We start from the raw sequence: 26,207 nt of genomic DNA, 5'->3' as shown, positions 1-26,207 counted from the left end.
ATGTTTGCCCAGTCACGTCTGACGGCCGCGTGCGCCGTCGCTTTCGCCCTCGCCACCGGCAGCGCCATCGCGCAAACCGTGCCGCAAGGGTATCCCGCCGCCTACCAGAGCATCATCGACGGCGCGAAGAAAGAAGGCAAAGTCGTCATCTACTCGACCACCGATACGAAGGCCGCCGGCCCCGTCATCAAAGCGTTCGAAGCCGCCTATCCCGGTGTGAAAGTCGAATTCAATGACATGAACAGCACCGAGCTGTACAACCGCTACATCAGCGAGCAAGCGGCAGGCGGCACCAGCGGTGACCTGGTGTGGAGCTCGTCGATGGATTCGGCGCTCAAGCTCGCCACCGACTACGCGCAAAACTACGCTTCGCCTGAATTGCCCAAACTGCCGAAGTGGTCGGTATGGAAAGACTCGGCCTACGGCACCACGTACGAACCCGCCGTCTTCATCTACAACAAACGCCTCGTGCCCGAAGGCGACGTGCCCAATTCGCACGCCGCGCTGGCCAAGCTGATTGCCGCTCAGTCCGACAAGTACAAGAACAAGGTCACCACCTACGACGTCGAGAAATCGGCCGTGGGTTTCATGCTCGCCGTGCAGGACAGCCGCAACGACAAGACGTACTTCGAAGATCTGGCCAATATCGCCAAGGGCGGCCTGGTGGTGCAATCGTCCACCGGCACGATGATGGAACGCGTGTCGTCGGGTGAGAATCTGATCGGCTACAACATCCTGGGCTCGTACGCCGAAACCCGCGCGAAGACCGATCCGTCGATTGGCATCTCCTATCCCAAGGATTACACGCTGGTGCTCTCGCGCGTGGCCTTCATCAGCAAAAAGGCCAAGAACAAGAACGCCGCCCGCCTGTGGCTCGATTTCCTCCTGTCGGCCAAGGGTCAGGACGTGCTGGCCAATCAGTCCGATCTGGCCTCGATCCGCGATGACATCCCGGGCGACAACGACGTCGATGGCATGACCAAGAAGCTGGGCGACTCGCTCAAGCCGATCCCCGTGGACGAAACGCTGCTCGAGTATCTCGAACAGAACAAACGCCTGGACTTCATCAAGAAGTGGCGTACGGCCGCCGGTAAGTAACCGGCCCCTCGTTCCCCGCGTTACCGAATCTGCCGCCGGCACACCGCCGGCGGCGTTCTCAACGCACGCTCCATCAGGACGATTCAATGCTTGCCCTACGCAGAAAATGGCAATCCTTGCCCCGCGGCGTGGTCGTGGTGCTCACAGCGATTGCGATATATGTGCCCTTGTCGCTGATTGTTTATCAGAGCTTTCTCTCGGCCCCCTTCTTTCAACCGTCGAAGGTATTCAGCCTCGACGCGTTCCGGTTCATTTTTGCCGACGACGATTTCTATAAGGCGCTCAAGAGCGGCTTTATCCTGGCCTTCGGCCTGGCGATCATCGCTATCCCCTTGGGCGGGATGCTCGCGTTTCTGATGATTCGAACCGACCTGCCCGGCAGACGCTGGATCGAGCCGTTGATTCTCGTGCCGATCTTCGTCTCACCCATGGTGCTGGGCTTCGGCTATGTGGTGGCAGCCGGCCCCGTCGGCTTCATCTCGCTGTGGGTCAACGACCTCATCGGCTTTGTGCCCTGGAACGTGTACTCGCTCACCAGCATCGTGATCATCGCCGGTTTGACGCACGTGCCGCACGCCTATCTGTACATCTCGTCGGCCTTGCGCAGCATGGGATCCGACGTCGAAGAAGCCGCGCGCGTCGCCGGTGCGTCGCCGTTGCAAGTGATGGTATCGGTCAGCCTGCCCATGGTGCGGCCGGCCATCCTTTACGCCACGGTGCTGCTCTTCTTCCTGGGACTCGAAGTGTTCGGCCTCGTGCTGGTGCTGGGCGACCCCGAGGGCAACCTGGTGTTGGCGACCTATCTGTATAAGCTCACGAACAAACTCGGCATCCCGTCGTATCACTTGATGGCGGCTGTGGCCGTCGTGCTGATCTGCATGACCGTGCCGTTGGTCGCGCTGCAACGCCGCCTGATGCGCACGGCCAACCGCTTCGTCACCGTCAAAGGCAAGGCGTCGCGCGCCCGGCCGTTGCCGTTGGGCAAGTGGCGCTGGGTGGCGGGTGCAGTCGTGGCATTCTGGTTGATCGTCACCATTGCGGTGCCGCTCCTGGGTGTGGTGCTGCGAGCGTTCGTGTCGAACTGGGGCATGAACATCAACCTGATGGAAGTGCTGTCGCTCGATGCGTTTCGCACGGTGTTCTCGCAGCCCAATTTGATTCGCGCCATCGTCAACTCGGTCGCGATCGGTGTGTTCGGCGGTGCCGCTGCAGTGCTCTGCTACACCTTCGTGGGTTTGGCCATGCACCGCAAGCCGGACGGGGTCACCCGCTTCATGGATTACAGCGTGCTCGTGCCGCGTGCGGTGCCCGGGTTGCTCGCCGGCTTGGCGTTCTTGTGGGTGTTCCTGTTTGTGCCGATGTGGCTCGACAACTCGCTTGAGGACGGTTGGCTCTCCGTGCTGCCCTTCGCCGAGTGGCTGCGCGAGAACCTGGTGGAAGCCTTGCGGTCGTTGCGCAGCACGATCTTCAGCGTGTGGCTGGCCTACACCGTGGTGTGGATCGCTTACGGCCTGCGATTGATCTCTTCGACCTTGCTGCAAGTGGGCCCCGAACTCGAAGAAGCCGCGCGCAGCGCCGGCGCCACCCGTTCGCAGGTGACCCGCCACGTGACTGTGCCCTTGGCCAAGTTCGGCCTGATCGGCGCGTGGTTGTTGATGTTTCTTATTTTCGAGCGCGAGTATTCGACCGGTGTGTATCTGCTGTCGCCCGGCACCGAAACCATCGGTTCGATGCTGGTGTCGCTCTGGGCGGCCGGCGCCATCGATATCGTGGCCGCGCTTTCTCTGATCAATATCGTGCTCGTGGTGGTGGGTCTCGGCATCGCCCTGCGCTTTGGAGTGAAATTACATGATTGAGCTTTCGGTAGAAGACCTGCATCTGGACTACGGCGATACGCCGGTGCTCAAGGGCGTTTCGATGGACTTGAAGCAAGGCGAAGTCGTCTCGCTGCTGGGGCCGTCGGGAAGCGGCAAGACCACCCTGTTGCGTGCCGTGGCCGGCCTGGAAGGCCCCAAGGCGGGCCGCATCAAGATCGGCGAACGCGTGGTGTACGACGGCGTGGCGCGCAACGAAGTACGTGCCGAAGATCGCAATCTCGGACTCGTGTTTCAGTCGTACGCCCTGTGGCCGCACAAAACCGTGTTCGAGAACGTGGCTTACCCGCTGAAGCTGCGCAAACTGCCCGCCGCGGAAATCAAAGAGCGCGTCGAAGCGGTACTCGGCCAATTGGGCTTGGGTCACCTCACGCAGCGCCATCCGCATGCCTTGTCGGGCGGACAGCAACAACGCGTGGCGATCGGCCGCGCGCTGGTCTACAACCCGCCCGTGATCCTGCTGGATGAGCCGCTATCGAACCTGGATGCCAAATTGCGCGAAGAGGCACGCGCCTTCTTGCGCGAGCTGATTTTGCGGCTGGGGCTGTCGGCCCTGATGGTGACGCACGATCAAGGCGAAGCCATGGCCATCTCCGATCGCATCCTGCTCTTGAACAACGGCAAGATTGAGCAGCAAGGCACGCCGCAGGAAATGTATGGCTCGCCATCCACCCTCTTCTGCGCCGAGTTCATGGGCAGCAACAATCGTCTGGCCGGCAAGGTCACCGAATTGCGTGACGGCGCGGCGCGCGTACAGGGCGAAGGCTGGTCACTGTGGGGCAAAGCCGCCGCGGGCGTGCAGGAAGGCCAACCGGCCACGGCCGTCATCCGCGTCGAACAAGTGCGTCTGGCCGCGGAAAACACCGAGGACAACGCCATTGCGTTGCCGCTCGTGACCAGCATGTATCTCGGCGACCGCTGGGAGTATCTCTTCCGTGCTCCCGGCGAAATCACGGCAGGCAAACTGGCGCTTCGCGCCTACGGGCATGAAAGCCTGCCCACCGCTCAGCATCGCTTGTCGCTCCCGGCCAAGCACGTGTGGGTGTATCCAAGCGCCTGACCGTCAGCGCAAACACGCTAGGCACATCGTGCCACGCCGTCGGGCGGCCATACCGCGCCCGACACGTTGACGGCCTATCTCACCGCGACGTCTGGCGGGGAATATCCCTTGTAGCGGCGGCCGATGGCCGCCGTCATGCATTGCGGCACTGTTTATTTGCCGCTGCGCCGCAATGCCATCGCGTCGGCGTTGAGCGTGAGCAACCATTCGGTGAGCACACTGCGCGGCGCCATGTCGACCGTACCCGCCATCGTCGCATCGGTACGCCTGCGTCCCGACGTGCCGCGCTTGATTTCACGCGGCGACATGCCGAATTGCCGCTTGAACGCGCGCGAAAACGCGCTCTGGTTGCCGAAGCCCCACTCATAGGCGATATCGGCAATGTTGCGCTGCGGATCCGACGCCATCGACTCGAGGCATCGCGTCAATCGTCGCGACTGCACGTAGCGCGTAAACCCGCCGCTCGATTCGAAAAGCCGGTGCAACCGCGACCGCGAGACGCCGAAACGCTCGCCCACCACGACCGGCGTCAGGCTGCCCGCCGCGAGATTCGCTTCGACGTAACGCTGAATCCGGCGCGCGATGGGCGACACCGCAGCCGGCTCGGCGGCATCGGCCGCTGCGCTGGCGGCGTTCACACTCGCCGAAATCAGCGCGATCGACCCGGGGATCAGCCACGATAGCGCGTCGGGCGACAACTGCGGCAGATGGCGCACCAGCGACATCACGTGTTCGTGGAGCAAGCGTCCAACCGCACTATCGGCCGACACATGCGCGAAGTACGGCACGCCGTGCACATCTTCCAGCGGCTTGAGCGTCAATCGAGGGATCGTGAGAAAGACGCAGTGCGCCTCGCCCATCCGCACCTCCTGGCGCGCAGCCAGATCGAGCAGCACGATATCGCCGGGCGCGACTTCGAACGTCCCGCGCTCGTTGCGAATGTGGGAGACGCCCTCGATGTGGGTATAAAGCATGAGGTGATCGACCTGCGCACGGGCGCGCGCATCGTGATCCCGAATCCAATGCTGGGTGGAGAGGCGCGTATCCGAGACGATGACCGGACCGGGATGCCAGAGCCGCACGTGCGCGTAAAAGTCGCGATCGGCCGCCATGACCGGAGGGGTTTGAACATCGCTGTTGGCCCGTGTAGCGATCGCGCTGTCGTCAGCGTGGATCGCGCCGTCGTCATCGCGGATCGCACCGTCGTCATCGCGGCCGAACGAGAGGACGTCGAAGTAGGCTTCGATAAAGTGCTGCCACGCAGCACGCGCCTCGGATCCTGAGGGGTAGCGGCTGCTGTCGAACGCCAAGGCCTCGCATGATGCTGCATTGCTGGCCATCTGTAGTCTCTGCACTCGAACAAACGAGTCTAATTACGATTATATATTTCAAGATACTACAGCTCGTCCTGGCTGTCGATGGCAATACGCGCAGGGTGTGTCACATACAACATAACGGCTTGTATCCGGCACAGCGCGCACACTTTGCGGCACAACGGGCACAATTTCCGCGCAGTTGCGCTCACATACTTCAACCTCGTTTGAACGATGAGGACGCGCGCACCCGTGCGTACCCGTCAGCCCTCAAAGGACAGCCTGGTGAGCGGAGGAGACTTGGAACGCCGGTATCGAGAGGCGCGGCGCGACGACACGTTGCAGCTCGCGCTGTCGACGTGCGAGCGCCTTGCGGCGCAAGCGTTGGCCGCGTTATCGCACCAGACCACTGCCCCATTTTCGGCCGCACAGTTCATGGCCCGCGCACGCGACGGCGGGGTGCCCGCCACCCCGGCGTACACCCTCATGCAAATGGAATCGGTGATCTGGCGCAGTGGCGCCCACGAGAACGACCCGTCTGACGATACGGGCGGCCCACCTGGCAACGAAGACGAGACGCCGGACGAGGGCAACGACGCGCCCGACGCGTAGCGTGCGCTTCCGGTTAAGCCAGGCGTACGGCGTACTGCGTTTCGTGTTTGACAGGCGCCCCATTTAAGGGCGCGCCCATCCTCGGAATCAGACGGCCGGCGGCGGCATATTGCCTTGCGCCACGTGCGCGGCAATCATCAATGCTTTCATATCACGGATGGCTTTTTCCCAACCATCAAAGACCGCTTGCGCCACGATGGCATGACCGATGTTCAATTCAGCCAGCCCCGGCAACGCCGCGATCGCGTGCACGTTGCCGTAATGCAAGCCGTGGCCGGCATTCACGCGGAGTCCCAACTTGATGCCGAACGCGATTGCGCGTGCAATCCGCTGCACTTCGTGCTGGCACACGGCAGCCTGGGCGGGATCGTCCGACACATGCGCAAACGCGCCCGTGTGCAACTCGATCACGGTGGCACCGCACTCGGCGGCGGCCTGGATCTGGTCGGCTTCGGGATCGATGAACAACGACACGCGCGTGCCTACATCGTGCAGGCGCGCGACGGCCGCAGTAATGGCGGCGCGACCGCCCAGCACGTCCAACCCGCCCTCGGTCGTGAGCTCGTGACGTTTCTCGGGCACCAGGCACACATCGCTCGGGCGAACCTCGCACGCGATCGCCAGCATTTCCTCGGTGACGGCGCACTCGAGATTCATGCGGGTGAGCAACAGCGGACGCAGGGCGCGTACGTCGGCATCCTGAATATGGCGACGATCTTCACGCAGATGCAGCGTGATCAGATCGGCACCCGCCTCTTCCGCACGCAACGCCGCAGCGACAGGGTCGGGGTAAATCGTCTTGCGCTGCTGACGCAAGGTTGCGACGTGATCGATGTTGACGCCGAGTTCTATCATGTTGGCCAAGCCGCCCGCTCAAAAGCGAGTACTTTAGCGCATCGGCACGGCTTCCATAAGCTTTTGGTCACGTGCTGCCGATACCCCTCGGGTCACCCGCCGCCAGTATCGTCCTGCACGAGCCGGCCGATGAACACGTAGCCCATCCCATGCACCGTGTGCAACGGTAACCGCAGCCCGCTCGCGCGTACCTTCTTGCGCAGCCGGCTGATTGCCACGCTGATCGACTTGACCTGGCAACCGGCTGCACTGCGCACCAGCGCTTCGCGCGAAAGTTCGCGCCCCGGATCGCTCAACAGCGCCTGGAAGAATGCCCGCTCCACGCCCGTGAGATTGATCGGCGCGCCCTGGGGCGGCACGAGCACCCAGCCCTGAAAACGCACCCACCACTGCCCGCGATTGTCGTCGGCGGTCACCTTGCGCCCCCCTCCCGAACCGAGCGCCGATCCGATCGTGGCACCGTTGCGCGCTCGCAGATCGTGGTCGAAACGGCGAGCACCGTCGTCATGGGTGCGCGCATCGCGATCGCTGCCGCGCCCGTCCATATCGAAGGCCCGTTCGGCCAGCTCGCCGCCCCGGTAGATCTCCTGCGCCAGCCGTGGCAGACCCTCGAAAAATCGGCCGGCCTCGTGACGCCCGGCGTCGTGCTCCACGTTCGGATCGTGCGACCCCACAGGACGAGGCCAGGCACGGCCACGCGTTTGCGCCCGCAGCAGCGCAGCAAGCTCGCGCATGTCGTATGCGTGATCCAGACACAGGTCTGCCCCGGCCTGCAGCGCATGCAGGCGCTCATCGGCCGAACAATCGATGGAGTCGACCACAATGCTCATCGAATAGTTGGCGCGCAATTGCGGCAACAGCACGTCGATCAACGCAGCCGTTTCCGGTGCGCGGCGCAACAGCACGGCATGGGTTGGACGCTGGTTGATGACGTTATAGAGCGCCGCAAGATCGCGGCAACCATAAACGTGCAAACCTTGCGCAGACAACCCATGGGCGGTGTTGATGCGCAAGGTTTCGTCGGTATCGAGCAGGGCAACGCAGGGGGTATCCATCGGCACTCCTTGAGAAAACAACGTACATCTCAATAGCGCCAAAGATTACGATCTACCGCCGTTGCAACGACCATTTCCTCCAAAAAACAGACGAATCCGACGTGTTGCATCACGTCGGACAGCGCACCCGCTCAGCGTTTGCCGTCGGGCAACTGCGACTGGCCATAACCTGCACGAAACGGATAACGGGTGAAGATATTCGCAACCGATTGCTCGAGGCTTTTCGCCGTCATCGCCTGGGAGGCGTCGTCGACCTGGCCCGACGTCACGCCTTCCCACACCAACTGTTTCTTGCGAGCATCGACCAAATCCACATTGACCGTGCCCTCGTTATAGCGATAGACCTCGTCGCCCCACGCGTAACCAGGCCAGCCGCCATAGAAGCCGCCGCGATAGCCGTAGTACGCCGGAAATGGCGAAGGCGACACACGGGTTTTTTCTTCGATCCGGGTGTTGAAATTCACGAGCAGGTCGGGATTGGATGCCGAATAGGTATATCCCCGCATCTCCATCTGCCCCTGTGCGGCGCGCTTCAACCGCTCGGTAACGAGCGTGCTGTAGCCGTTCTTATCCGTACCGGCCGGCGACACGAAGCCGAACGTGCGGTAGCGCGAAAAATCGGCGCTGGTATCGTAATCGGATCGCACCTGCGGCCCTGTGGCGCACCCCGCCAACAGCGCGGCAGCAGCGATCAGTCCCAGCCCTTTCGTCACATTCATGATGAGTTACCCCCGTTTGGTAATCATCATGATGCCGTCAACAGACGCTTGAGGCAACGACGGCCGCTTACCTGGATGGATACCCGCTCAGCGCATCGCGCATCTGGCGGCGCAACGGCGTGTCGTCCGGAATGTCGCCCACCAGTGTCTGCCGCGCACCGGCGAAGCGCTCGCCGGTGCGAAGGTCGAGCTCCTGCACGATCCGACCCTGCTCATAGACGAAGGCCACGTCCGCCAACGCGAGCACGTCATCCACGTCGTGAGTGATCATCAGTACGGGGATATTCCATTGCTCACGCACCTGCGCGAGTTCCTGCCGCAACGCCCCGCGCAGCATCGGGTTGAGCGCCGCAAAGGGCTCGTCGAGCAGCAGCACCTTAGGCTCGCAGGCCAACGCCCGCGCCAGCGCCACCCGTTGCTGCTGGCCGCCCGATAACGTGTCCGGGCGACTGTCGGCCATGTCGGCCAACCCAAAACGCGCCAACAGCATCTCCACCCGCTCGCGATCGGCCGGCGCGGGCCACCGACGGCGCCACGACGTCAGGCCAAAGCTGATGTTTTCCCGCACCGACAAGTGCGGAAACAACGCGTAGTCCTGAAACAGATACCCGATGCGGCGCTCGGGCGGGCTCAGATCGATCCCTCGTTCGGCATCGAACAAGGTGCGGCCATCGAGCAGAATTCGTCCGGCGGTGGGTTTCAATAACCCCGCGATCGCTTGCAGCGTCAATGACTTGCCTGCGCCGGAGGGACCGTACAACGCCGCAAAGGGCGCGTCCGTGGCAAAGCGGACCGCAAGCTCGAAGTGCCGCTTGCCATCCTGCATCCGTAATGCCACATCGACGTCGATCATAAATGCCCAGATTGATTAAGAAACGATGTGAATCGTGTGCGCCTCGCGCGATCAAGAAAGGATCTGAATCGTGCACGCCATGCGCGACTCAGATCGAATCATATAAAACAGCTGGACCTGCGGGCGCGGTGCATGTTCAGGGGGCCCATCAAGGCTTGCCGAAACCGTAACGTGCCAACACTTCCTGGGCCGGTGCCGAGGCGAGGAAGTCCACGAACTGCTGCGCGAGCGCCTTGTGCTTGGTGTCCGCGGTCAACGCGATCGGGTACGAAACGGGGGAATGGCCACCCACGGTCAACGCGATGTTCACTGTATCCGGCATGATGGCCGCGTCGGTGCGATACACGAAACCTGCCTCGACCTCACCGCGGCTCACGTAGTCGAGCACCTGGCGCACGCTATCGGCCTGCACGAACTTCGGCTCGAGCTTGCTCCACAACTTGGCGCTGTCCAACGCTTCCTTGGTATAGCGCCCCACCGGCACCGTGGCGAGCTTGCCCACCGCGATGCGTTTGATATCGGCGCGATCAAGATCCTGGAGCGTTTTAACGGCCGGGCTGCCCTGCTTCGGGGTAATCAGCACGAGCGCATTAGTGACGAAATCCTTGCGTGTCGCGGGGTCGATCAGCTTTTGCTCCACGCCCTTATCCATGGTCGGCTGATCGGCGCTGGCGAATACATCGACAGGCGCGCCTTGGCTGATCTGCTGCAGAAGCGTGCCGGAGGCGGCAAAGTTCAGACGCACCGTGTTGCCCGGCGACTGCGCTTCGAATTGCTTGGCCAAATCTTTGAAGGCGTTTGTCAGGCTGGCCGCAGCTGAAACGGTCAGTTCATCGGCAAACGCGGAAAACGGAACGGACAAAGCGAGAACGAGACAAGCAAGACGGGAGCGGTGGCGCATGGCATTCCTCTGGATGGGCAAAACAATGAGTGAAATCGACGACGCAGTGATCGGGATCGACGAACCGCTCCCTCAACGAAGCGAAAGGTAGCGGTTGGAAATCACCAGAATGGCAATGGAAATGACTGACGTCACGAGAACGAGCAACAGGGAAAGGTCGTCCTCACCTGCCTGCACCGCGTCGTAGATCGCCATGGATAATGTCTGGGTTTGATTGGGGATCGAGCCCGCCACCATCAGGGACGCGCCAAACTCGCCCATCGCTCGGGCAAACGCCAGCAGCGTGCCGGCCAGAATGCCGGGCCATGCCAGCGGCAGCGTCACCCGCAAAAATACCGACCACCGCGATTGGCGCAGGGTACTGGCTGCCGCCTCCAGCGAGCGGTCGACGCCTGCGAACGCCGAACTGGCCGATTTCAAGACCAAAGGCAACGCCACAATGGCCGACGCCACAACAGCACCGTGCCAGCTGAAAATGATCGTGTAATCCAGGTGCTCGCGCAGCCAGGCGCCCAGAGGACTGCGGCGCCCGGCAGCGACGAGGATCGCGTAGCCGATGACGGTAGGCGGCAACACCAGCGGCAGCATGAATACAGCCTCGAGCACCGTGCTGCCAAAGAAACGTTTGCGCGCAAACACCCATCCAAGACTGACGCCCGCGATCAATGCCAGGAGGGTGGCGAAAGCAGCGACTTTCAGGGAGAGGACAAGCGGAAACCAATCGAAGGCATCAAACGCAGCGTTCGTCATATCCGGGAGAATACAACGAAATTCGAACGATCAGCGTGACCATTGAGATCGACTACTTGGCGAGCATCGCCATGAGCACGGCGATATCGTTAGCCGCAGCCGCCGCCGCCGTCTCTTCAATCGAACGATAACGTTTGATCAACTCATGCCCGGCATCGGTAACCGTCGTTCCTCCGCCTTTGGCGCCCCCCGTCATCGTTGCAACGGCGGGATGCTTCAGCGATCGGTTCAATTCGTCGATCAACAGCCACGCACGTCGATACGACATGCCGAGCTTGGCGGCGGCGGCAGTGATCGACCTTTCCTGCACGATTGCCTCAAGCAGCGCGACCTTGCCGGGCCCGATGGCAATATCCGCGTCACGGTAAACGCGAAGACGAAACTGCGTATGAGAGGTCATGGGGGTGGTTATAGCCCGAGATCGACGAGAGTTGGCCACGAATGCATGGCCCCCTGCCGGTATCGTTATCCCAACAGCAACGCGTCGTCAGACAGCTTTTCGCCGCGCACCCGCTCGAACATCTGCAGCAGATCCGGCACGTCCATTGCACTGCGCTCGGGCCCGCTCACATCGAGCACCACACGGCCCTGGTGCAACATCACCGTGCGCTCACCCACATCGAGCGCCTGCCGCATGCTGTGCGTGACCATCATTGTGGTGAGACGATTTTCGGCCACGATGCGCGCCGTGAGGTTCAGTACGAAATCGGCGGTGCGTGGATCGAGCGCCGCAGTGTGCTCGTCCAAGAGCAAAATGCGCGATGGCTGAATCGCCGCCATCAACAGGCTCACCGCTTGGCGCTGACCACCGGAGAGCAACCCGATACGGTCACCAAGCCGATTTTCCAAGCCCAGCCCCAGCGTGGCCAGGCGTGCGCGAAAATCTTCGCGCGATGCGGCTTTCACGGCTCGCCCAAGGCCACGCCGTGTGCCACGCGCCTGCGCCAGCGCCATGTTCTCTTCGATGGTGAGATCTTCGCAGGTGCCCGCCATCGGATCCTGAAACACACGCGCCACCTGATGCGCGCGCGTCCAGACGGGTTGCCTGGTGACATCCACGCCGTCGATATCGATACGTCCCGTATCCACCGGCAGATCGCCGGAAACGGCATTGAGAAACGTCGATTTTCCCGCGCCGTTGGAGCCGATTACCGTGACGAACTGCCCCTCTTCGATCGCGAGCGACATGCCTTGCAGCGCCCGGTTCTCGATGGGCGTGCCAGCGTTGAAGGTGATGTGCAGATCCTGTGCATTCAACATATCAGCGCCCCCTGCCCTTGAATATCCGTCGCTTGACGTTCGGCAACACCAAGGCCAGCGTGACCAGCACGGCCGTCACGAGGTTGAGGTCCTGCGCCTGCAGGCCGATGAAATCGCTGTTGAGAGCCAACGCAATGAAGAACCGATAGACGATTGCGCCCAGAATCACGGCCAACGTCATCATGAACAAACGCCGCGACGGCAACAGGCTTTCACCGACGATCACCGCAGCAAGACCGATGACGATCGTGCCGATACCCATTGAGATGTCGGCACCGCCCTGCGTTTGCGCGAAGAGCGCGCCCGCCAGCGCCACCAGGGCATTGGACAAGGCCATGCCACCGAGAATCATGCGGCCGGTATTGACGCCCTGCGCGCGCGACATGCGCGGATTGGCACCGGTCGCGCGCAGGGCGAGACCGGTTTGCGTCGACAGGAACCAGTCGAGCAACAGCTTGGCCACGATCACCACAACAAGCAGCATCAAGGGTCGCGCCACGTAGTCGCTCAAGAACGCCGGCTGCAGGATGCTGAATACGGTGGGCTCCATGATCAGCGGTACGTTGGGCTTGCCCATGATGCGCAAATTGATCGAGTACAACGCGATCATCATGAGAATGCTGGCCAGCAGATCCATGATGCGCAGACGAACATTGAGCCAGCCCGTAAAGAGCCCCGCCACGGCCCCCGCGCCGGTGGCGGCAATCGTCGCGAGAAACGGATCGTGCCCGAATGAAATCAACGTGGCGGCAACGGCACCGCCCAAGGGAAAGCTGCCGTCGACCGTAAGATCGGGAAACCGCAGCAAGCGAAACGAAATGAGGACGCCGAGCGCGACGAGACTGAAGATCAGTCCGATCTCAAGCGCGCCCAGCAATGAGAACATCGACATGTAGGCGCTCGTCGATTACTTGATGATTTGAGCGGCCGACTTCAGCACCGCTTCGGACAGCGTGATGCCCTGCTTCTGCGCCGCGCCCGGATTGACGAAGAGTTCGACCTTGCTGCTGCTCTCGGACGGAATCGCGCCCGGCTTTTCGCCTTTGAGAATACGCACGACGATCTTGCCCGTTTGCACGCCCAGCGCACGGTAATCCACGCCCAGCGCGGCAATCGCGCCACGCTTGACGCTATCGGTATCCGAGGCGATCAACGGTACTTTGGCGTCATTGCCCACTTTCACGAGCGACTCGTAAGCCGACACCACGTTGTTATCGGTGCTGGTGTAGATGACATCGACCTTGTCGATCAAGCTGCGTGCCGCCGAACCCACATCCACCGAGCGCGGTGCCGCCGCTTCCACCAGCGTCATGCCTGCCTTGGGCAGCAGTTCCTGCAGTTGCTTGACCACGACCACCGAGTTGGCTTCGCCGGGGTTGTAGACGATGCCGACCCGCTTGGCCTGCGGCACGATCTTCTTGATGAGTTCGATTTGCTTGTCGAGCGCCAGCCGGTCGGACACACCCGTGACATTGGTGCCCGAGGCTTCCCATCCCTTCACGAGCTGCGCCGCCACGGGATCGGTCACGCCGGAGTACACCACCGGCACATCCTTGGTGGCGGCCACGACGGCCTGGGCCGAGGGCGTGGCGATCGCAACGATGGCATCGGGGCGGTCGCCCACGAACTTGCGGGCGATCTGGCCAGCCGTACCCGGATTGCCCTGGGCGCTCTGGTATTGCCAACGGAGGTTCTTGCCCGCGTTGTAACCGGCTGCCTTCAGCGCATCCTGTACACCGTCACGAATGGCATCCAGCGCGGGATGCTCGACGATCGCGGTCACGGCAACCGACTTCTCCTGTGCCAGCGCGGGCGCGCCCGACAACAGGGCGGCCATGGCAGTGGCGCCGACGATGGCGCGAACAGACAGGCGATTGAACATGGGTGGACTCCTTTATCTCGTGGACGGGGCGATACGCGGTCGACGCTTGAAGTTTTGCTTGTGGCGCGCCGCTTGCTAGATTTGAAAAAGCGATAGTCTAACGTGACCCGCGTTCGACAGTGTCCGGGCTTTCCCTGTGTTGAATGTAAGTCGGACTTATGTCGGACAACGCACGCAACAAGCCGGGTCGAGGCCCGATATACTGGCAACTTAACTGGAGAACGTTATGCAACGACGCGCATTAGGACGATCAGGACTGACGGTCCCCCCGCTGACTTTCGGCGGCAACGTTTTCGGCTGGACCGTAAGCGAAGTGGACGCGTTCTCGATCTTGGATGCCCTCGTCGATGCAGGTCTGAACTTCATCGACACGGCTGACGTGTATTCGCGCTGGGTGCCAGGAAACCGCGGCGGCGAATCCGAGGTCATCATCGGCCGCTGGCTCGAAAAAACGGGCAAGCGCGATCAGGTCATCATCGGCACCAAGGTCGGCATGGACATGGGTCCCGGCGCGAAGGGTCTGGCGCCTGCCTACATCAACCGCGCTGTCGACGATTCGCTCGCTCGTCTGCATACCGATTACATCGACCTTTATCAGGCCCACGAAGACGACGAAAGCACCCCGTTGGCCGACACCCTCGGCGCCTTTGCAAAGCTGATCGAACAGGGCAAGGTGCGCGCCATCGGCGCCTCCAACTACACGTCGATTCGACTGTCCGAAGCGTTGATCGAAAGCGAGCGTCACGGCCTGCCCCGCTACGAGAGCATTCAGCCCGAGTACAACGTGTACTCGCGCGAACCCTATGAGTCCGGCATTCAAGCCGTCGCCACGGCTCAGGATATCGGTGTGATTCCTTATTTCGCATTGGCGGCAGGGTTTCTGACCGGCAAGTACCGCAGCGCTGCGGACGCCAGCAAGAGCTTGCGGGGCAAGAAGATCATTGAGAAGTACCTGAATCCGCGCGGAGAGCGCATTCTTGCGGCGTTGGATCAGGTTGCGGAAAGCACAGGCGCCACGCTCGGCCAGGTCGCCCTGGCCTGGCAACTGGCACAGCCGGGCATTACCTCGCCGATTGCGAGTGCCACCTCGCTCGAACAACTGAACGAGCTGGTGGCGGCCGCGCATTTGGAGCTCGCCCCCGCAGATATCGATGTGATCACGCAAGCCAGCGCATGGCAAAAGGAACACGTTTAAGGGGAATGGTTTTAAAGGCAAAGCAACGCCGCACATCATGCCGTGCGGTTGTCGCGAAGGATGGCGGGAACGCGCCGCACCGCGTGCACCTTGTTTGACGCCGTGCTTGTTTCGGCCGCAAACGCAGCAGCCCGGATCGATTCGAATACCGCGAATCGATCCGGGCTGTTTTGGTTAAATCCGGGCTGTTTTGGTTATTTGGTTAATTCAGGCCGTAACGCTCGCGCAGCACGTTTTTCTGCACCTTGCCCATCGTATTGCGCGGCAGTTGATCCACCACGTGGATACGCTTGGGTACCTTGAAGTTGGCGATGCCCGCTTTCAAGGCCTTGAGGATAGCTGCGGCATCGAGTTCCACACCCGGCTTCGCCACGACGACGGCTACGACCGCTTCGCCGAAATCCGGATGCGGCACGCCGATCACGGCCGATTCCGCCACGCCCGGCAAATCATCCAGCACCGTTTCGATTTCCTTGGGATAGACGTTGAACCCGCCGGTAATGATGAGATCCTTGCTGCGGCCCACGATCGACAGATAATCGTCCGGCACACCCGGCGCACCGCCGAAACGGCCCACATCGCCGGTCTTGAACCACCCGCCTGGCGCAAACTCTTCACGGGTCTTCTCAGGCATGCGCCAGTAGCCGGAAAACACGTTCGGCCCGCGCACCTGCACATTGCCAATCTCGCCCGCCGGCAACGCTTGATTGCCATCGTCGACCACACGCACCGACACGCCCGGAAGCGCGCGGCCTACCGTGCCACCCAGTCGTGCGCCGTCTTCGCGCCGGTACGGGTTGGAGGTGAGCATATTGGTCTCGCTCATGCCGTACCGCTCAAGAATGGGCTGCCCCATCCGGTCGGCAAAGCTTTCGAACGTTTCGGTGAGCAACGGCGCCGAACCCGATACGAACAATCGCACTTTGGGACACACCGATCGGTCGAAGCGCGAGTCCGCCAGCAGCCGCACGTAGTAGGTGGGCACGCCCATCATCACGGTGGCATGCGGCAAGGCAGCCAGCGCCTCGTCCACATCGAACTTCGTTCGCCACAACATGCGCGCCCCGGCCAGCAACGCGCCCTGCGCAGCCACGAACAGCCCATGGACGTGAAAGATCGGCAACATATGCAGGAGCACGTCGTCGCCGCGCCACCCCCAGTAATCGCGCAGCGTAAGCGCATTGGCGGCCAGATTGCCGTGCGACAACATGGCGCCCTTGCTGCGCCCGGTCGTGCCGGAGGTATACAAAATCGCGGCCAGATCGTCGGCCTGTCGCACGACGGTCGCGCACGTATCCGGGAAATGCGCGGCCGCGGAGATGAGGGTGCCGTCACCGTTGGCATCGAGCGTGAACCCATGCACCGTGCCGGATGCCGCAATGCGGCGCTCGAGCAGCGGCGCCATCCACGCCATGTCGGCGCTGCCGTACACCACCACTGCAGGCTCGGCATTGCCCAGGAAATAGTCGAGTTCGCTTTCGCGGTAGGCCGTATTGAGCGGCAGATAAACCAGGCCGGCACGCAGCGTGGCCAAATAAAGCATCAGGGCCTGCGGTGACTTTTCGGTATAGGCAGCCACTCTGGCGCCCGCCGGCAGATGGAGCGAACCCAGCAGATTGGCCATTCGCGCCGTGGCCGCGTCGATATCGCGCCAGGTATAGCGTTGCGTGGTGGTTTCGATGGCCACCGCATCGGGTTTGCCGGAGAAACCGGAAGCCAGCAGCGTGAAAAGATTATTCGCGCCGCCCAGCGCGTCGGTCGAAACCACCATCAAACGTCTCCAGAATGTTCATCGCAATCGGGATTATCGCAAGCGCGCGATCGCCCGGCTGACGACGGGGGTACCGTCGTTCAATCGAGCCAGATTGTCGTCGAGGTCATCGAGCGCGTAAAGGTAATTGACCATCATGGCGCTGGACTGAGCGATCCCTTTATCCGAGCGATCGGCCGCCCAGTTGAGCCGTTCAACCCGAGCACCGTTGCCCAGGTGGAAGCGCGCGACGGGGTCCAGGGGCTGGCCATTCTTCATGCTGGACAAGTAATGCGCAGCAAGCTTGAACGCGGCGCGCTGCACGACCTCATTGGCGCTCCCGCGGGCTGCCTTCTGCAGCCGCGCCACCCAGCGCTCGCCGTCCGGCAAGCGGCCACGCGGACGTTCTTCCGGCTTTTCCCGCAGCAGCTTTTCAATGGCTTGAGCATCCTGCTTCGCCAGCCACTCGTTGAATCCAGGAATCGGCGAGAGCGTTGCAAACGATTTGAGCTTGGGCAGGTCCTCCACCATCGCATCGATCACGCGCTTGAGCAGAAAATTGCCGAAACTGATGCCGCGCAGCCCCGCCTGGGTATTGGAAATGGAATAGAAAATGGCCCACCGTGCACGGTCGAGATCGCCGGATGGCGCCTTCGTATCCAGCAACGACTGGACGTTGTCAGCCATGGTGGGCGAAAACGCCACTTCCACGAAAATCAGAGGCACATCCGGCATCTTGGGATGGAAATAGGCATAGCAACGGCGGTCGCCGGCCACGCGATGGCGCAAGTCTTCCCACGACTGGATCTCGTGCACCGCTTCATACACGATCAACTTCTCGAGCAGAGACGCCGGCGAATCCCACGTCAAACGGCGCAGTTCGAGCAGGCCCACATCGAACCAGGCCGAGAGCAGATCCTGCAGCGTGCTGTCGAAAGCCGGGAGGCCCGGCACCTGTTTGCGCCACTTGAGCATATCCGTGCGCAGTGCCACCAGAAAGCGCAGTCCATCGGGCAACGCATTCATACGTTTGAAGAGACGCTGGCCGCCGCCGATGTCGGCGTCGTCGATCGATTGGGCAGCTTGGGTCAATGTGGTGAGCAAGGCCCGCCGCACGCGCGCATCGGCGGCAAGATAAGCGGCACTCCATTCACGCGCCAGGCGATTGGCCGCAACGTCGGTCAGCCGGGCCGAGAGCAGCGCCTGCGCTTGTGCGGCGGTAAAGCTCACATCGCGATCCCACAATCGGCCGATACGGGCCATCAGCCCGGTCGCTGCGCCTGCTGCTGCATCGTTGTCAGCGGCATCGGCCCGTGCGGGCGAAGGGCTGGTCGGCTTTGCCGCAGCAGCGGACTTACCGGAAGGCGCGCGACCGGCGGCACGCGGATCTGGGGACGACATGGCGACACACTCCAACGTTTTCTCCCAACGCACGGCGCGCCGAGAACCTACAAACTTCGAAGATGTTAGCAGTCGTTGTACGAACTTTGAAGGTGCGTTAACGCGAAATTGCTACTTTTAACGACCAAAGATCCCGGTATTTTCGACTGACTTTGCGACCGATTGGACTGATCGCAATAGGAGGGACCAGGGCGCACCCCACAAGGGCGGTCTGGCGTCCGCAAATCATCCAGATCCGCCTAGACGCTGAACACACCATCCTTGGCATATGCCATCAGTGCCCGCCCCCATCGGCGCGCCGGCAGGCCGAACTGCGCTTCGACCTCTTCGGCTCGGGCCATCAATGTGTCCGCCTCGATGGCGATCGGCGGCCCGGTGAAGGCCAGTGCAATACGGTTGCCGGCGTCGATCTCAGGCAACAGCACCACCCGCTTGTCGAAGGCGCGTTCGATGTGATCGATATTGCGCGGAAAGCTGTCGTGGTCGCCGAACAGGTTGACCGTCATCACGCCGACGTCACCCAATGCACGCCGGCAGTCGCGGTAGAACGCGACGCTGTCGCGCACCGGACCGCGGGCCTCGGCGTCGTACAGGTCGACCATCAAAATCGGCGTGCGGCCGCGATTGAGCGGATCGGCCACCCAGGCGGCGGCATCCATATGCTCGACGTCCAGACGCGCCTGCGGCGGCAGCTTGAAGAACATCTGGCAAGCGCTGGTGACGCGCGGATTCCATTCCACGGCCAGCACCTGGCTCCGGGTGCGCTTCAAACAAAATCGTGCCAGCGAGCCCGCGCCCAACCCCAGCAAACCGATGGCGTCACTGCCCTTCGGCGGCGCCAGGAACAACAACCACGCCATCATCTGCGCGGTGTATTCGAGCACGAGCTCGGTCGGCGCGCGCACCACCATGGCGCCCTGTATCCAGGCCGTATTGAAGTGCAGATACCGCACGCCATCCGATTCGGATAGCGTGGGTTCGTCGAGTTCGGTGGGAAGCGAGTAGGCAGGCATGGGCGGCATTGTAGCCAGCCCCGCCGCTTACATCCGCTCGAAGATTGCCGCGATACCCTGGCCACCGCCGATGCACATCGTCACCAAGGCATAACGCCCCTTGATGCGTTGCAATTCGTGCAGCGCCTTGACGGTGATGATGGCACCGGTGGCCCCGATGGGATGCCCCAGCGCGATACCGCTGCCGTTGGGATTGACGCGCGCCGGATCGAACTCGAGTGCCTTGGCCACTGCGCAGGCCTGAGCGGCAAAGGCCTCATTGGCCTCGATCACGTCCATTTGATCGATGGTGAGCCCCGCACGCTTCAACGCTGCCTGTGTGGCCGGCACGGGGCCGATGCCCATGATCTTGGGATCGACGCCCGCGTGGCCATAGGCCACCAGCCGCGCCAGAGGTTGCACGCCGCGCTTGCTGGCCACCTCCGCATTCATCAGCACGATGGCGCCCGCCCCGTCGTTGATGCCCGAGGCGTTGCCCGCCGTGACCGTACCGTTTTCCTTTTGGAAGACGGTCTTGAGCTTGGCCAGGCTTTCCAGCGTCACATCCCGGCGCACATGCTCATCCGTGTCGAACGTGGTGTCGCCCTTCCGGGTCTTGAGCACGACCGGCACGATCTGATCGCGAAAGTAGCCCGCGTCGATGGCGGCCGCGGCACGGCGATGCGACTCCACCGCCAGCGCATCCTGTGCGGCGCGGTCGATGCCGAACTTCGCCGCCACATTCTCCGCCGTCACGCCCATGTGCGAACGATCGAAAGGATCGGACAAGGCGCCCGTCATCATATCGAGCAATACGCTGTCGCCCATTCGCGCGCCGAAGCGATGCGCAGGCGAAATATACGGTGCGCGGCTCATGCTTTCTGCCCCTGCACCCACGGCGATGTCGGCGTCGCCCAGCAGAATCGATTGCGAGGCCGAAATGATGGCTTGCAGACCGGAGCCGCACAAGCGATTGACGTTGAAGGCAGGCGTTTCCTTGGCCAGTCCGGCACCCAGGGTCGACACCCGGGAGAGGTACATATCGCGCGGCTCGGTATTGATGACGTGCCCGACGGCCACATGCCCGACTTCGTCCGCGCCCACACCGGCGCGCGCGACGGCCTCGCGAATGACGGTGGCGCCCAGGTCCGACGGCGGCACATCTTTGAGACTGCCGCCAAAATCGCCGATGGCGGTACGAACGGCGGCGGCAACGATTACTTCAGTCATAACGATCCTTTGCAAGGCGCGACGCACTGAGCGACGCTCGATCCCTATAGTAGTCACCCAAGGCGGCACTTTTCAACGTAGGCATCGGATGCCTGTCCGATGGGCGGTCGAGATTCTGAGTGCGTGCGACCGAGCGATATCCCGGTTAGAAATGATCTCGGCATGGCGCTCACGGCCGTTGGCCTGTCGTTTGAGGCGATAACGAAATCCTATCGAAAGTGCACAAAAGAATATTAGACAGCGATGGCTCGAACGTCGATAGTCGTCTGCGATATCGATTTTCAACTCATCGTGGCCTCGGATAACCGTGGCCCGCCTCCCACCGCAACCCGCCTCACACACACTGGAACCCGCCTCACACGAAAACGTCACATGGTCCTCGCAACACCTCCCGCCACGCTTCCAATCCAGCCATGATTACCGCACTCGATCTTGCCTACATTCCCGAAGAAGACGAACGCCTGCGCGAGCACGTGCGGGCGTTTCTCGACCAGCGCCTGGCAGAGACGCCACCGGATATCCGCGCGCGCTCGTGGATGGAATTCGACGCCGACTTCAGCCGCGCGCTGGCCGAACGCGGCTGGCTGGGTTTGACGCTGCCCCGCCAATACGGCGGCGCCGAACGCAGCGGCTATGCGCGCTTCGTGCTGACCGAGGAACTTCTCGCCAGCGGCGCGCCGGTATGCGCGCACTGGATTGCCGACCGCCAGAGTGGCCCGCTGATCCTGCGCTACGGCACGGCTGCGCAAAAGGATTTTTATCTGCCGCGGATTTGTCGTGCCGAAGCGTTTTTCTGCATCGGCATGAGCGAACCCAACAGCGGCTCGGATCTGGCGAGCATCGGCAGCCGCGCCGTGCCGCGCGATGGCGGCGGCTGGGTGTTGAACGGCAGCAAAATCTGGACGACCTACGCCCACCGCGCGCACTACATGATTGCCTTGGTGCGCACGTCGGGCGATGCCGCCGCGCGGCACGCCGGGCTGTCGCAAGTCATCATCGATCTGTCCTTGCCTGGCGTCACCGTGCGGCCAATCGAAGACCTCGCAGGCGACGCGCACTTCTCCGAGGTGTTCTTTGAAGACGTGGTTCTGAGCGCGGATGCGTTGATCGGCACTGAAGGCGACGGGTGGGCCCAGGTCAACGCCGAACTCGCCTTCGAGCGCAGCGGCCCCGAACGCATCTACTCCAGCATGGTGCTCCTGGAAACCTGGATCGACGCCTTGCGGACCGACGGCCATGGCGACCCGCATGCCGTCACGCTGCTGGGCAGTTTGCTGGCCCGCCTGGCTTGCCTGCGCGCGCTATCCCTCTCGGTGGCGGGCAAACTCACACGCGGCGAATCGCCGGCGCTGGAGGCCACCTTGATCAAGGATCTGGGCACTGAACTGGAGCAGGATATGCCACGGCTGATTGCCGATGCGCTGGGCGCCCAACCGGAGAAGCCTGTTCCCGAACCCTTGCTGCGCACATTGCGCTATCTCGAATCGGTGAGCCCGACCTTTTCCTTGCGTGGCGGCACGCGCGAAATTCTGCGCGGCATCATCGCCCGCGGCCTTGGTCTGCGTTAACGCTTTTGGACATCCCCATGGACGATATGTTTGGAGACGCGGCCGAACGCCTGTTCGCCGCCACCTTTACCCCGGCCCTGCAGCGCGCCGCAGCCGTTGGCGACGGGCGTAGCGTTGGCAATGCAAACGTCGCCGATACCGATCACGGTGAGCGCGCGGGTAGTGGCGAGGCATTGGAAGCCGCCTGGTCGGCCTGCGAGAACGCGGGCTTCGCCGACGCGCTCCTGCCCGAAGCGGCCGGTGGATTGGGGCTGACGCTGGACGCGCTTTTCACGACTGCGCTCGCGGCAGGCCGCCATGCCTTACCGGTGCCGCTCCTTCACACCGCCCTCATCGCGCCGGCCCTGCATGCCGCCGGGGTCACGCGCCCCGCGGGATCGATTGCCCTGGCACCGTTCGCGCAACGCGATCGCGAGCACCTCCATGCGCGTGCCCTACCCTGGGGCAAGACGGCGAGATGGGTCGTGGCGCAGTGTGGAGAAGAGACGCGCCTGCTCGATGTCCATGAGGCCGTGATCGCGCCCGATGCGACCTATGGCAGCGAGCAGGCCGACCTGCGCTGGCCGCGCACCGCCGGTATGCCCGTGGCCATCGATGACGTGGCGGTGATCGCCGCAACCGCGTACGCAGGCCTGACGGCCGGCGCGATGCAACGCGTACTCGAGATGACCGTCGGCTATGCCGAAGATCGCAAACAATTCGGCAAAAGCATCGGCAAGTTTCAGGCGATTCAGCAGCAACTCAGCGTGATGGCCGAGCTTGTGGCGGCCGCACGCATCGGCGCGCAGATGGCGTTTCAATCCGCGCATACCCGCCCGGATCCGCTCCTTGCCGCCGTGGGCAAACGCGCCGCAAGCGCGGGCACCCCGGTCGTCGCAGCCACGGCGCACGCCGTGCATGGCGCCATCGGCATCACAGCGGAATACGATCTGCATCGGTATACGCGCCTGCTGCATCAATGGCGGTATGCGGCGGGCAGCGAATCGTATTGGGACACGCGCATCGGTCATGCAGCGCTTGGGTCAGCGGATCGCGCCCTTGACTTCATGCGCCTCAGACTCAACCCCAATGTCGTCCCCCCAACATCGCATCGCGCAGGCGGCCGGCTGATGCGCTGGCGCCATCGCGATTGATCACGATGGATAAGCTCAGCGCGCCGCGCGCATCGTCATCGAGCAGATCGATAAAACGTACGTGAGGATTGCTGTACGCACGCGCCACGGCGGGCACCAGCGCCACGCCCATGCCGCTGGCCACCAGACTCACCACGGTCTGCACCTGAATCGCCTCCTGGCTCACGCGCGGCGAAAATCCCGCGCGTCTGCATAACTCGTGCGTCACGCTGAAGAGTCCGGGCACTTTGTCGTGGGCGTAAAGCACGAAGTCCTGTCCGCGCAGCGCATGCAAGGCCACGTGCGCTGCGCCTGCCAGCGCATGGCCGGTCGGCACGGCCAGGATCAGATCGTCGCGCTCGACCTGCGTCACTTCCAGATCCGGATCGTCGGCGATGGGACCGCGAATCACGGCGGCGTCGATTTCGTTTGCGCGCAGCATATCGATCAAGCGCACCGTCGTTTCTTCGCGCAGTGCCAGTTGCACTTGCGGATAGCGGGCGCGAAAACGCGGCAAGCACTGCGGCAGCAAGGCGTAGGTCGCCGACCCCACGAACCCCAATCGCAAATCGCCGAGTTCGCCCAGCGCCACGCGGCGCGCGGAGCGTCGCGCCTGATCGGCGAAGAACAGGCTGCGGCGGGCATCTTGCATCAAGGCCTCGCCTGCCGGCGTCACCGTCACGCCTTTGACCGACCGATCCAGCAGTTTCACGCCGACGGCATGCTCCAGCTTCTGTATCGACACCGACAATGCGGGTTGCGCAATGTGCAGCACATCGGCCGCACGGCGAAAGCTGCCGAGCTCGGCGATGGCGACGAACTGGCGAAGCTGGCGGAGATCCACAGACATAACGCAACGGTATCGGTTGATATGAAACCTATATTAGACCGCTATACATCACCCGACTAGCATCCCTGCGTATGACCACACCGCATGTATCGCCCGATGCCGCCCCCCTTACGCCCACCGTGTCGCCCGGCGCCCTCTGCGGCGTGCGGATTCTCGATCTCACCACAGTGGTGTTCGGCCCCTACGCCTCGCAGATCCTGGGTGACTACGGCGCAGACGTGGTCAAGATCGAAGCCCCGGGCGGCGACTCCACCCGGCAAACGGGTCCGGCGCTCGAAGCCGGGCTTTCGGCCATTTTCCTTGGGATGAATCGCAACAAGCGCAGCGTGGTGCTGGACCTCAAGCAGTCCGACGCGCGCGCTGCCCTGCTGACACTGATCGATCGCGCGGACGTGATCATGCACAGCATGCGACCGCAAAAGATGGCTAAGCTCGGCTTGGACGCAGCCACGTTGTGCGCCCGCAATCCGCGCTTGATCTACGCCGGTTTGTACGGCTTCGGCGCGGGCGGCGCCTACGACGGGCGACCGGCCTATGACGACATCATTCAAGGCTTGTCGGGTGTGGCCGACATGATGGCGCGGCAAGGCGGCGCGCCGCGTTATCTGCCGACGATCGCAGCGGATAAAACCTGCGGCCTGATCGCCACGCATGCCATCCTCGCCGCGTTGTTTCAGCGCGAACGCACCGGCCGCGGTCAGGCCATCGAAATTCCGATGTTCGAATCGATGACGTCCTTCATGCTGGTCGAACACATGTATGGCCGGCATCTGGTCGACGCCCCGCCCGAAGACCGCACCGCCGGTTACCCGCGCATGCTGGTGCCGTGGCGCCGGCCCTATCAAACCGCCGATGGGTACGCCTGCGTGCTGCCCTATACCGATACGCACTGGCGTCTGTTTTTCACCCATGCCGGCCATCCCGAAGATGCCGACGACCCGCGTTTTGCATCGATTGCGTCGCGCACGCGCCATATCGGTGCCCTCTATGAGCGGGCGGGTGCCATCGTCGCCACCCAAACCACGGCGCATTGGCTGGCGCTGTGCGAACGCCTGGAAATCCCGGCGGCACGCGTCAACGGCCTGGACGAACTGGAAGACGATCCGCATCTGGCCAGCGTGGGGTTTTTCGTCGACCTCGAACAGAACGGCCACCACTACCGCTTTACGCGCAATCCCGTCACCTTGGCCGACTCGCAAGTCGCGCCCACGATGCCGCCGCATCTGGGCGCACACACGCGCGAGATCCTGCGCGAAGCAGGACTGGACCCCGCCCATATCGAAGCCATGCTGGCCAAAGGTGCGGCAATCGATCGCGCCTCGGCGGCCCCCCCCCTCACACAAGGAGAACACCCCATGACCGAACAACGCCCCACCACACTGCTGGGCCGAGGCTTCTACTGGCAGGAAATCGAGGTTGGCCAGCGCTTTCATACCTTCAAGCGCACGGTGACCGAAACCGACATCATCAACTTCATCAGCGCCACCGGCATGCTGGAAACGATTTTCATCGACACGACATTCGAGCATGGCGCCATCCAGGGCCGCCCGGTGCCGGGCGCGCTCACCTACGGTTTGATCGAAGGCATGCTGATGCAGACGATGGTGCAAGGCACGGGCCTCGCGCTGCTCGAGGTGCACAAGAAGATGCTGGGGCCGGTCGTCGCCGGCGACACCATTTGGGCCGAAGTGGAAGTGACCGGCGTGCGGCCCACGTCGAAACTCAATCGCGCCGTGGTGACCTCGGCCATTCTCGTCAAGAATCAACATGGCAAGGCCGTGATGGATTACACCGCGGTGCGAATGCTGGCGGGACAACCCTAGCCGCACCCGCCCTTTCCGCCTTGTCAGGCCCACCACAACAATAACGGAGACAAC

24 protein-coding genes and 1 pseudogene are annotated in these 26,207 nt (G+C 62.7%); 9 read left to right on the top strand and 16 right to left on the bottom strand.

Annotated features, from left to right (window positions below; all coding sequences use genetic code 11):
* The 3 genes from EYW45_RS23430 to EYW45_RS23420 all read left to right on the top strand — a co-directional run bounded on the left by EYW45_RS23430 (position 1) and on the right by EYW45_RS23420 (position 4,032).
* Positions 1-1,098 carry an ABC transporter substrate-binding protein gene (locus EYW45_RS23430; protein ID WP_161137834.1) on the top strand — a complete coding sequence of 366 codons (1,098 nt, stop codon included), beginning with the start codon at positions 1-3 and terminating at the stop codon, positions 1,096-1,098.
* Between the two features lie 86 nt (positions 1,099-1,184).
* Positions 1,185-2,954 (top strand): ABC transporter permease, encoded by a 1,770-nt coding sequence (locus tag EYW45_RS23425; protein ID WP_161137833.1) that lies wholly within the window; start codon positions 1,185-1,187, stop codon positions 2,952-2,954.
* Positions 2,947-4,032 (top strand): ABC transporter ATP-binding protein, encoded by a 1,086-nt coding sequence (locus EYW45_RS23420; RefSeq protein WP_161137832.1) that lies wholly within the window; start codon positions 2,947-2,949, stop codon positions 4,030-4,032. The genes EYW45_RS23425 and EYW45_RS23420 overlap by 8 nt, the downstream gene beginning before the upstream one ends.
* Before the next feature lie 152 nt (positions 4,033-4,184).
* Here EYW45_RS23420 and EYW45_RS23415 read toward each other — a convergent pair whose 3' ends face one another.
* Complete coding sequence (locus EYW45_RS23415; protein WP_161137831.1) at positions 4,185-5,372, bottom strand: helix-turn-helix domain-containing protein; 1,188 nt, start codon at positions 5,370-5,372, stop codon at positions 4,185-4,187.
* Between the two features lie 258 nt (positions 5,373-5,630).
* On the opposite strand from EYW45_RS23415, the gene EYW45_RS23410 reads away from it, so the two are divergent.
* On the top strand, positions 5,631-5,957 hold the full coding sequence (locus tag EYW45_RS23410; RefSeq protein WP_161137830.1) for a hypothetical protein: 327 nt from the start codon (positions 5,631-5,633) through the stop codon (positions 5,955-5,957).
* 87 nt (positions 5,958-6,044) lie between these two features.
* On the opposite strand, the gene pdxJ is transcribed toward EYW45_RS23410, so the two are convergent.
* The 10 genes from pdxJ to EYW45_RS23360 form a co-directional block, all read right to left on the bottom strand.
* Positions 6,045-6,812: a pyridoxine 5'-phosphate synthase gene (gene pdxJ / locus EYW45_RS23405; protein ID WP_161138058.1), complete on the bottom strand. Its 768-nt coding sequence runs from the start codon at positions 6,810-6,812 to the stop codon at positions 6,045-6,047.
* Positions 6,813-6,904: 92 nt separating this feature from the next.
* Entirely contained in the window at positions 6,905-7,867 is a 963-nt protein-coding gene (locus tag EYW45_RS24645) for a winged helix-turn-helix domain-containing protein (RefSeq protein WP_235939192.1), read from the bottom strand.
* A gap of 131 nt (positions 7,868-7,998) precedes the next feature.
* A complete protein-coding gene (locus EYW45_RS23395; protein WP_161137829.1) occupies positions 7,999-8,586 on the bottom strand; it encodes a DUF4136 domain-containing protein in 588 nt (195 codons plus the stop codon).
* A gap of 67 nt (positions 8,587-8,653) precedes the next feature.
* The gene (locus tag EYW45_RS23390) at positions 8,654-9,439 is read right to left on the bottom strand and encodes an ABC transporter ATP-binding protein (protein ID WP_161137828.1); all 786 of its coding nucleotides are present in this window, start codon (positions 9,437-9,439) and stop codon (positions 8,654-8,656) included.
* A 148-nt stretch (positions 9,440-9,587) separates the two neighbouring features.
* A complete protein-coding gene (gene modA / locus EYW45_RS23385) occupies positions 9,588-10,340 on the bottom strand; it encodes a molybdate ABC transporter substrate-binding protein (RefSeq protein WP_161137827.1) in 753 nt (250 codons plus the stop codon).
* Between the two features lie 72 nt (positions 10,341-10,412).
* On the bottom strand, positions 10,413-11,090 hold the full coding sequence (modB, locus tag EYW45_RS23380; protein WP_161137826.1) for a molybdate ABC transporter permease subunit: 678 nt from the start codon (positions 11,088-11,090) through the stop codon (positions 10,413-10,415).
* A 52-nt stretch (positions 11,091-11,142) separates the two neighbouring features.
* Positions 11,143-11,490: a winged helix-turn-helix domain-containing protein gene (locus EYW45_RS23375; RefSeq protein WP_161137825.1), complete on the bottom strand. Its 348-nt coding sequence runs from the start codon at positions 11,488-11,490 to the stop codon at positions 11,143-11,145.
* Between the two features lie 65 nt (positions 11,491-11,555).
* Positions 11,556-12,350: an ABC transporter ATP-binding protein gene (locus EYW45_RS23370; protein WP_161137824.1), complete on the bottom strand. Its 795-nt coding sequence runs from the start codon at positions 12,348-12,350 to the stop codon at positions 11,556-11,558.
* Between the two features lies 1 nt (position 12,351).
* Positions 12,352-13,242 carry an ABC transporter permease gene (locus tag EYW45_RS23365; protein WP_161137823.1) on the bottom strand — a complete coding sequence of 297 codons (891 nt, stop codon included), beginning with the start codon at positions 13,240-13,242 and terminating at the stop codon, positions 12,352-12,354.
* Positions 13,243-13,257: 15 nt separating this feature from the next.
* Positions 13,258-14,232, bottom strand: a complete 975-nt coding sequence (locus EYW45_RS23360) for an ABC transporter substrate-binding protein (protein ID WP_161137822.1) — start codon at positions 14,230-14,232, stop codon at positions 13,258-13,260.
* Positions 14,233-14,458: 226 nt separating this feature from the next.
* On the opposite strand from EYW45_RS23360, the gene EYW45_RS23355 reads away from it, so the two are divergent.
* On the top strand, positions 14,459-15,427 hold the full coding sequence (locus tag EYW45_RS23355; protein WP_161137821.1) for an aldo/keto reductase: 969 nt from the start codon (positions 14,459-14,461) through the stop codon (positions 15,425-15,427).
* A 202-nt stretch (positions 15,428-15,629) separates the two neighbouring features.
* Here the strand turns inward: EYW45_RS23355 and EYW45_RS23350 are convergent, their stop codons facing one another.
* The 4 genes from EYW45_RS23350 to EYW45_RS23335 form a co-directional block, all read right to left on the bottom strand.
* Positions 15,630-17,198: a malonate--CoA ligase gene (locus EYW45_RS23350; RefSeq protein WP_161137820.1), complete on the bottom strand. Its 1,569-nt coding sequence runs from the start codon at positions 17,196-17,198 to the stop codon at positions 15,630-15,632.
* Positions 17,199-17,231: 33 nt separating this feature from the next.
* On the bottom strand, positions 17,232-18,578 hold the full coding sequence (locus tag EYW45_RS23345; RefSeq protein ID WP_161137819.1) for a malonyl-CoA decarboxylase domain-containing protein: 1,347 nt from the start codon (positions 18,576-18,578) through the stop codon (positions 17,232-17,234).
* A gap of 239 nt (positions 18,579-18,817) precedes the next feature.
* Complete coding sequence (locus EYW45_RS23340) at positions 18,818-19,591, bottom strand: class I SAM-dependent methyltransferase (protein WP_161137818.1); 774 nt, start codon at positions 19,589-19,591, stop codon at positions 18,818-18,820.
* A gap of 27 nt (positions 19,592-19,618) precedes the next feature.
* Positions 19,619-20,800 (bottom strand): acetyl-CoA C-acyltransferase family protein, encoded by a 1,182-nt coding sequence (locus tag EYW45_RS23335; protein WP_161137817.1) that lies wholly within the window; start codon positions 20,798-20,800, stop codon positions 19,619-19,621.
* 413 nt (positions 20,801-21,213) lie between these two features.
* Between EYW45_RS23335 and EYW45_RS23330 the strand changes: the two genes are divergently transcribed.
* Both EYW45_RS23330 and EYW45_RS23325 read left to right on the top strand, forming a co-directional pair.
* The gene (locus EYW45_RS23330) at positions 21,214-22,368 is read left to right on the top strand and encodes an acyl-CoA dehydrogenase family protein (RefSeq protein WP_161137816.1); all 1,155 of its coding nucleotides are present in this window, start codon (positions 21,214-21,216) and stop codon (positions 22,366-22,368) included.
* Positions 22,369-22,385: 17 nt separating this feature from the next.
* Positions 22,386-23,501, top strand: coding sequence for an acyl-CoA dehydrogenase family protein (locus tag EYW45_RS23325; protein WP_161137815.1), 1,116 nt, complete (start codon positions 22,386-22,388; stop codon positions 23,499-23,501).
* On the opposite strand, the gene EYW45_RS23320 is transcribed toward EYW45_RS23325, so the two are convergent.
* Positions 23,428-24,330, bottom strand: coding sequence for a LysR family transcriptional regulator (locus tag EYW45_RS23320; RefSeq protein ID WP_161137814.1), 903 nt, complete (start codon positions 24,328-24,330; stop codon positions 23,428-23,430). The two genes, EYW45_RS23325 and EYW45_RS23320, sit on opposite strands and share 74 nt — an antisense overlap.
* 71 nt (positions 24,331-24,401) lie before the next feature.
* On the opposite strand from EYW45_RS23320, the pseudogene EYW45_RS23315 reads away from it, so the two are divergent.
* Both EYW45_RS23315 and EYW45_RS24640 read left to right on the top strand, forming a co-directional pair.
* Positions 24,402-25,634, top strand: a pseudogene (locus tag EYW45_RS23315) (CaiB/BaiF CoA transferase family protein); the annotation flags it as partial.
* The gene (locus tag EYW45_RS24640; RefSeq protein WP_328703693.1) at positions 25,617-26,153 is read left to right on the top strand and encodes a MaoC family dehydratase; all 537 of its coding nucleotides are present in this window, start codon (positions 25,617-25,619) and stop codon (positions 26,151-26,153) included. The pseudogene EYW45_RS23315 and the gene EYW45_RS24640, both read left to right, overlap by 18 nt.
* Positions 26,154-26,207: the final 54 nt, after the last annotated feature.

This window comes from Schauerella aestuarii (assembly GCF_009866805.1).
GTDB lineage: Bacteria > Pseudomonadota > Gammaproteobacteria > Burkholderiales > Burkholderiaceae_B > Schauerella > Schauerella aestuarii.
This window is presented reverse-complemented; position numbering and strand designations above follow the sequence as displayed.

What these genes read in the sequence shown, in the direction of transcription:
- EYW45_RS23330 (WP_161137816.1), top strand. Translation starts at nt 21,214, where the DNA reads ATGATTACCGCACTCGATCTTGCCTACATTCCCGAAGAAGACGAACGC.
- EYW45_RS23345 (WP_161137819.1), bottom strand. Translation starts at nt 18,578, where the DNA reads ATGTCGTCCCCAGATCCGCGTGCCGCCGGTCGCGCGCCTTCCGGTAAG.
- EYW45_RS23320 (WP_161137814.1), bottom strand. Translation starts at nt 24,330, where the DNA reads ATGTCTGTGGATCTCCGCCAGCTTCGCCAGTTCGTCGCCATCGCCGAG.
- EYW45_RS23355 (WP_161137821.1), top strand. Translation starts at nt 14,459, where the DNA reads ATGCAACGACGCGCATTAGGACGATCAGGACTGACGGTCCCCCCGCTG.
- EYW45_RS23340 (WP_161137818.1), bottom strand. Translation starts at nt 19,591, where the DNA reads ATGCCTGCCTACTCGCTTCCCACCGAACTCGACGAACCCACGCTATCC.
- EYW45_RS23360 (WP_161137822.1), bottom strand. Translation starts at nt 14,232, where the DNA reads ATGTTCAATCGCCTGTCTGTTCGCGCCATCGTCGGCGCCACTGCCATG.
- EYW45_RS23370 (WP_161137824.1), bottom strand. Translation starts at nt 12,350, where the DNA reads ATGTTGAATGCACAGGATCTGCACATCACCTTCAACGCTGGCACGCCC.
- EYW45_RS24645 (WP_235939192.1), bottom strand. Translation starts at nt 7,867, where the DNA reads ATGGATACCCCCTGCGTTGCCCTGCTCGATACCGACGAAACCTTGCGC.
- EYW45_RS23335 (WP_161137817.1), bottom strand. Translation starts at nt 20,800, where the DNA reads ATGACTGAAGTAATCGTTGCCGCCGCCGTTCGTACCGCCATCGGCGAT.
- EYW45_RS23420 (WP_161137832.1), top strand. Translation starts at nt 2,947, where the DNA reads ATGATTGAGCTTTCGGTAGAAGACCTGCATCTGGACTACGGCGATACG.
- EYW45_RS23375 (WP_161137825.1), bottom strand. Translation starts at nt 11,490, where the DNA reads ATGACCTCTCATACGCAGTTTCGTCTTCGCGTTTACCGTGACGCGGAT.
- EYW45_RS23365 (WP_161137823.1), bottom strand. Translation starts at nt 13,242, where the DNA reads ATGTCGATGTTCTCATTGCTGGGCGCGCTTGAGATCGGACTGATCTTC.
- EYW45_RS23415 (WP_161137831.1), bottom strand. Translation starts at nt 5,372, where the DNA reads ATGGCCAGCAATGCAGCATCATGCGAGGCCTTGGCGTTCGACAGCAGC.
- pdxJ (WP_161138058.1), bottom strand. Translation starts at nt 6,812, where the DNA reads ATGATAGAACTCGGCGTCAACATCGATCACGTCGCAACCTTGCGTCAG.
- EYW45_RS23390 (WP_161137828.1), bottom strand. Translation starts at nt 9,439, where the DNA reads ATGATCGACGTCGATGTGGCATTACGGATGCAGGATGGCAAGCGGCAC.
- EYW45_RS23350 (WP_161137820.1), bottom strand. Translation starts at nt 17,198, where the DNA reads ATGGTGGTTTCGACCGACGCGCTGGGCGGCGCGAATAATCTTTTCACG.
- EYW45_RS23395 (WP_161137829.1), bottom strand. Translation starts at nt 8,586, where the DNA reads ATGAATGTGACGAAAGGGCTGGGACTGATCGCTGCTGCCGCGCTGTTG.
- modB (WP_161137826.1), bottom strand. Translation starts at nt 11,090, where the DNA reads ATGACGAACGCTGCGTTTGATGCCTTCGATTGGTTTCCGCTTGTCCTC.
- modA (WP_161137827.1), bottom strand. Translation starts at nt 10,340, where the DNA reads ATGCGCCACCGCTCCCGTCTTGCTTGTCTCGTTCTCGCTTTGTCCGTT.
- EYW45_RS23430 (WP_161137834.1), top strand. Translation starts at nt 1, where the DNA reads ATGTTTGCCCAGTCACGTCTGACGGCCGCGTGCGCCGTCGCTTTCGCC.
- EYW45_RS23425 (WP_161137833.1), top strand. Translation starts at nt 1,185, where the DNA reads ATGCTTGCCCTACGCAGAAAATGGCAATCCTTGCCCCGCGGCGTGGTC.
- EYW45_RS23325 (WP_161137815.1), top strand. Translation starts at nt 22,386, where the DNA reads ATGGACGATATGTTTGGAGACGCGGCCGAACGCCTGTTCGCCGCCACC.
- EYW45_RS24640 (WP_328703693.1), top strand. Translation starts at nt 25,617, where the DNA reads ATGCTGGCCAAAGGTGCGGCAATCGATCGCGCCTCGGCGGCCCCCCCC.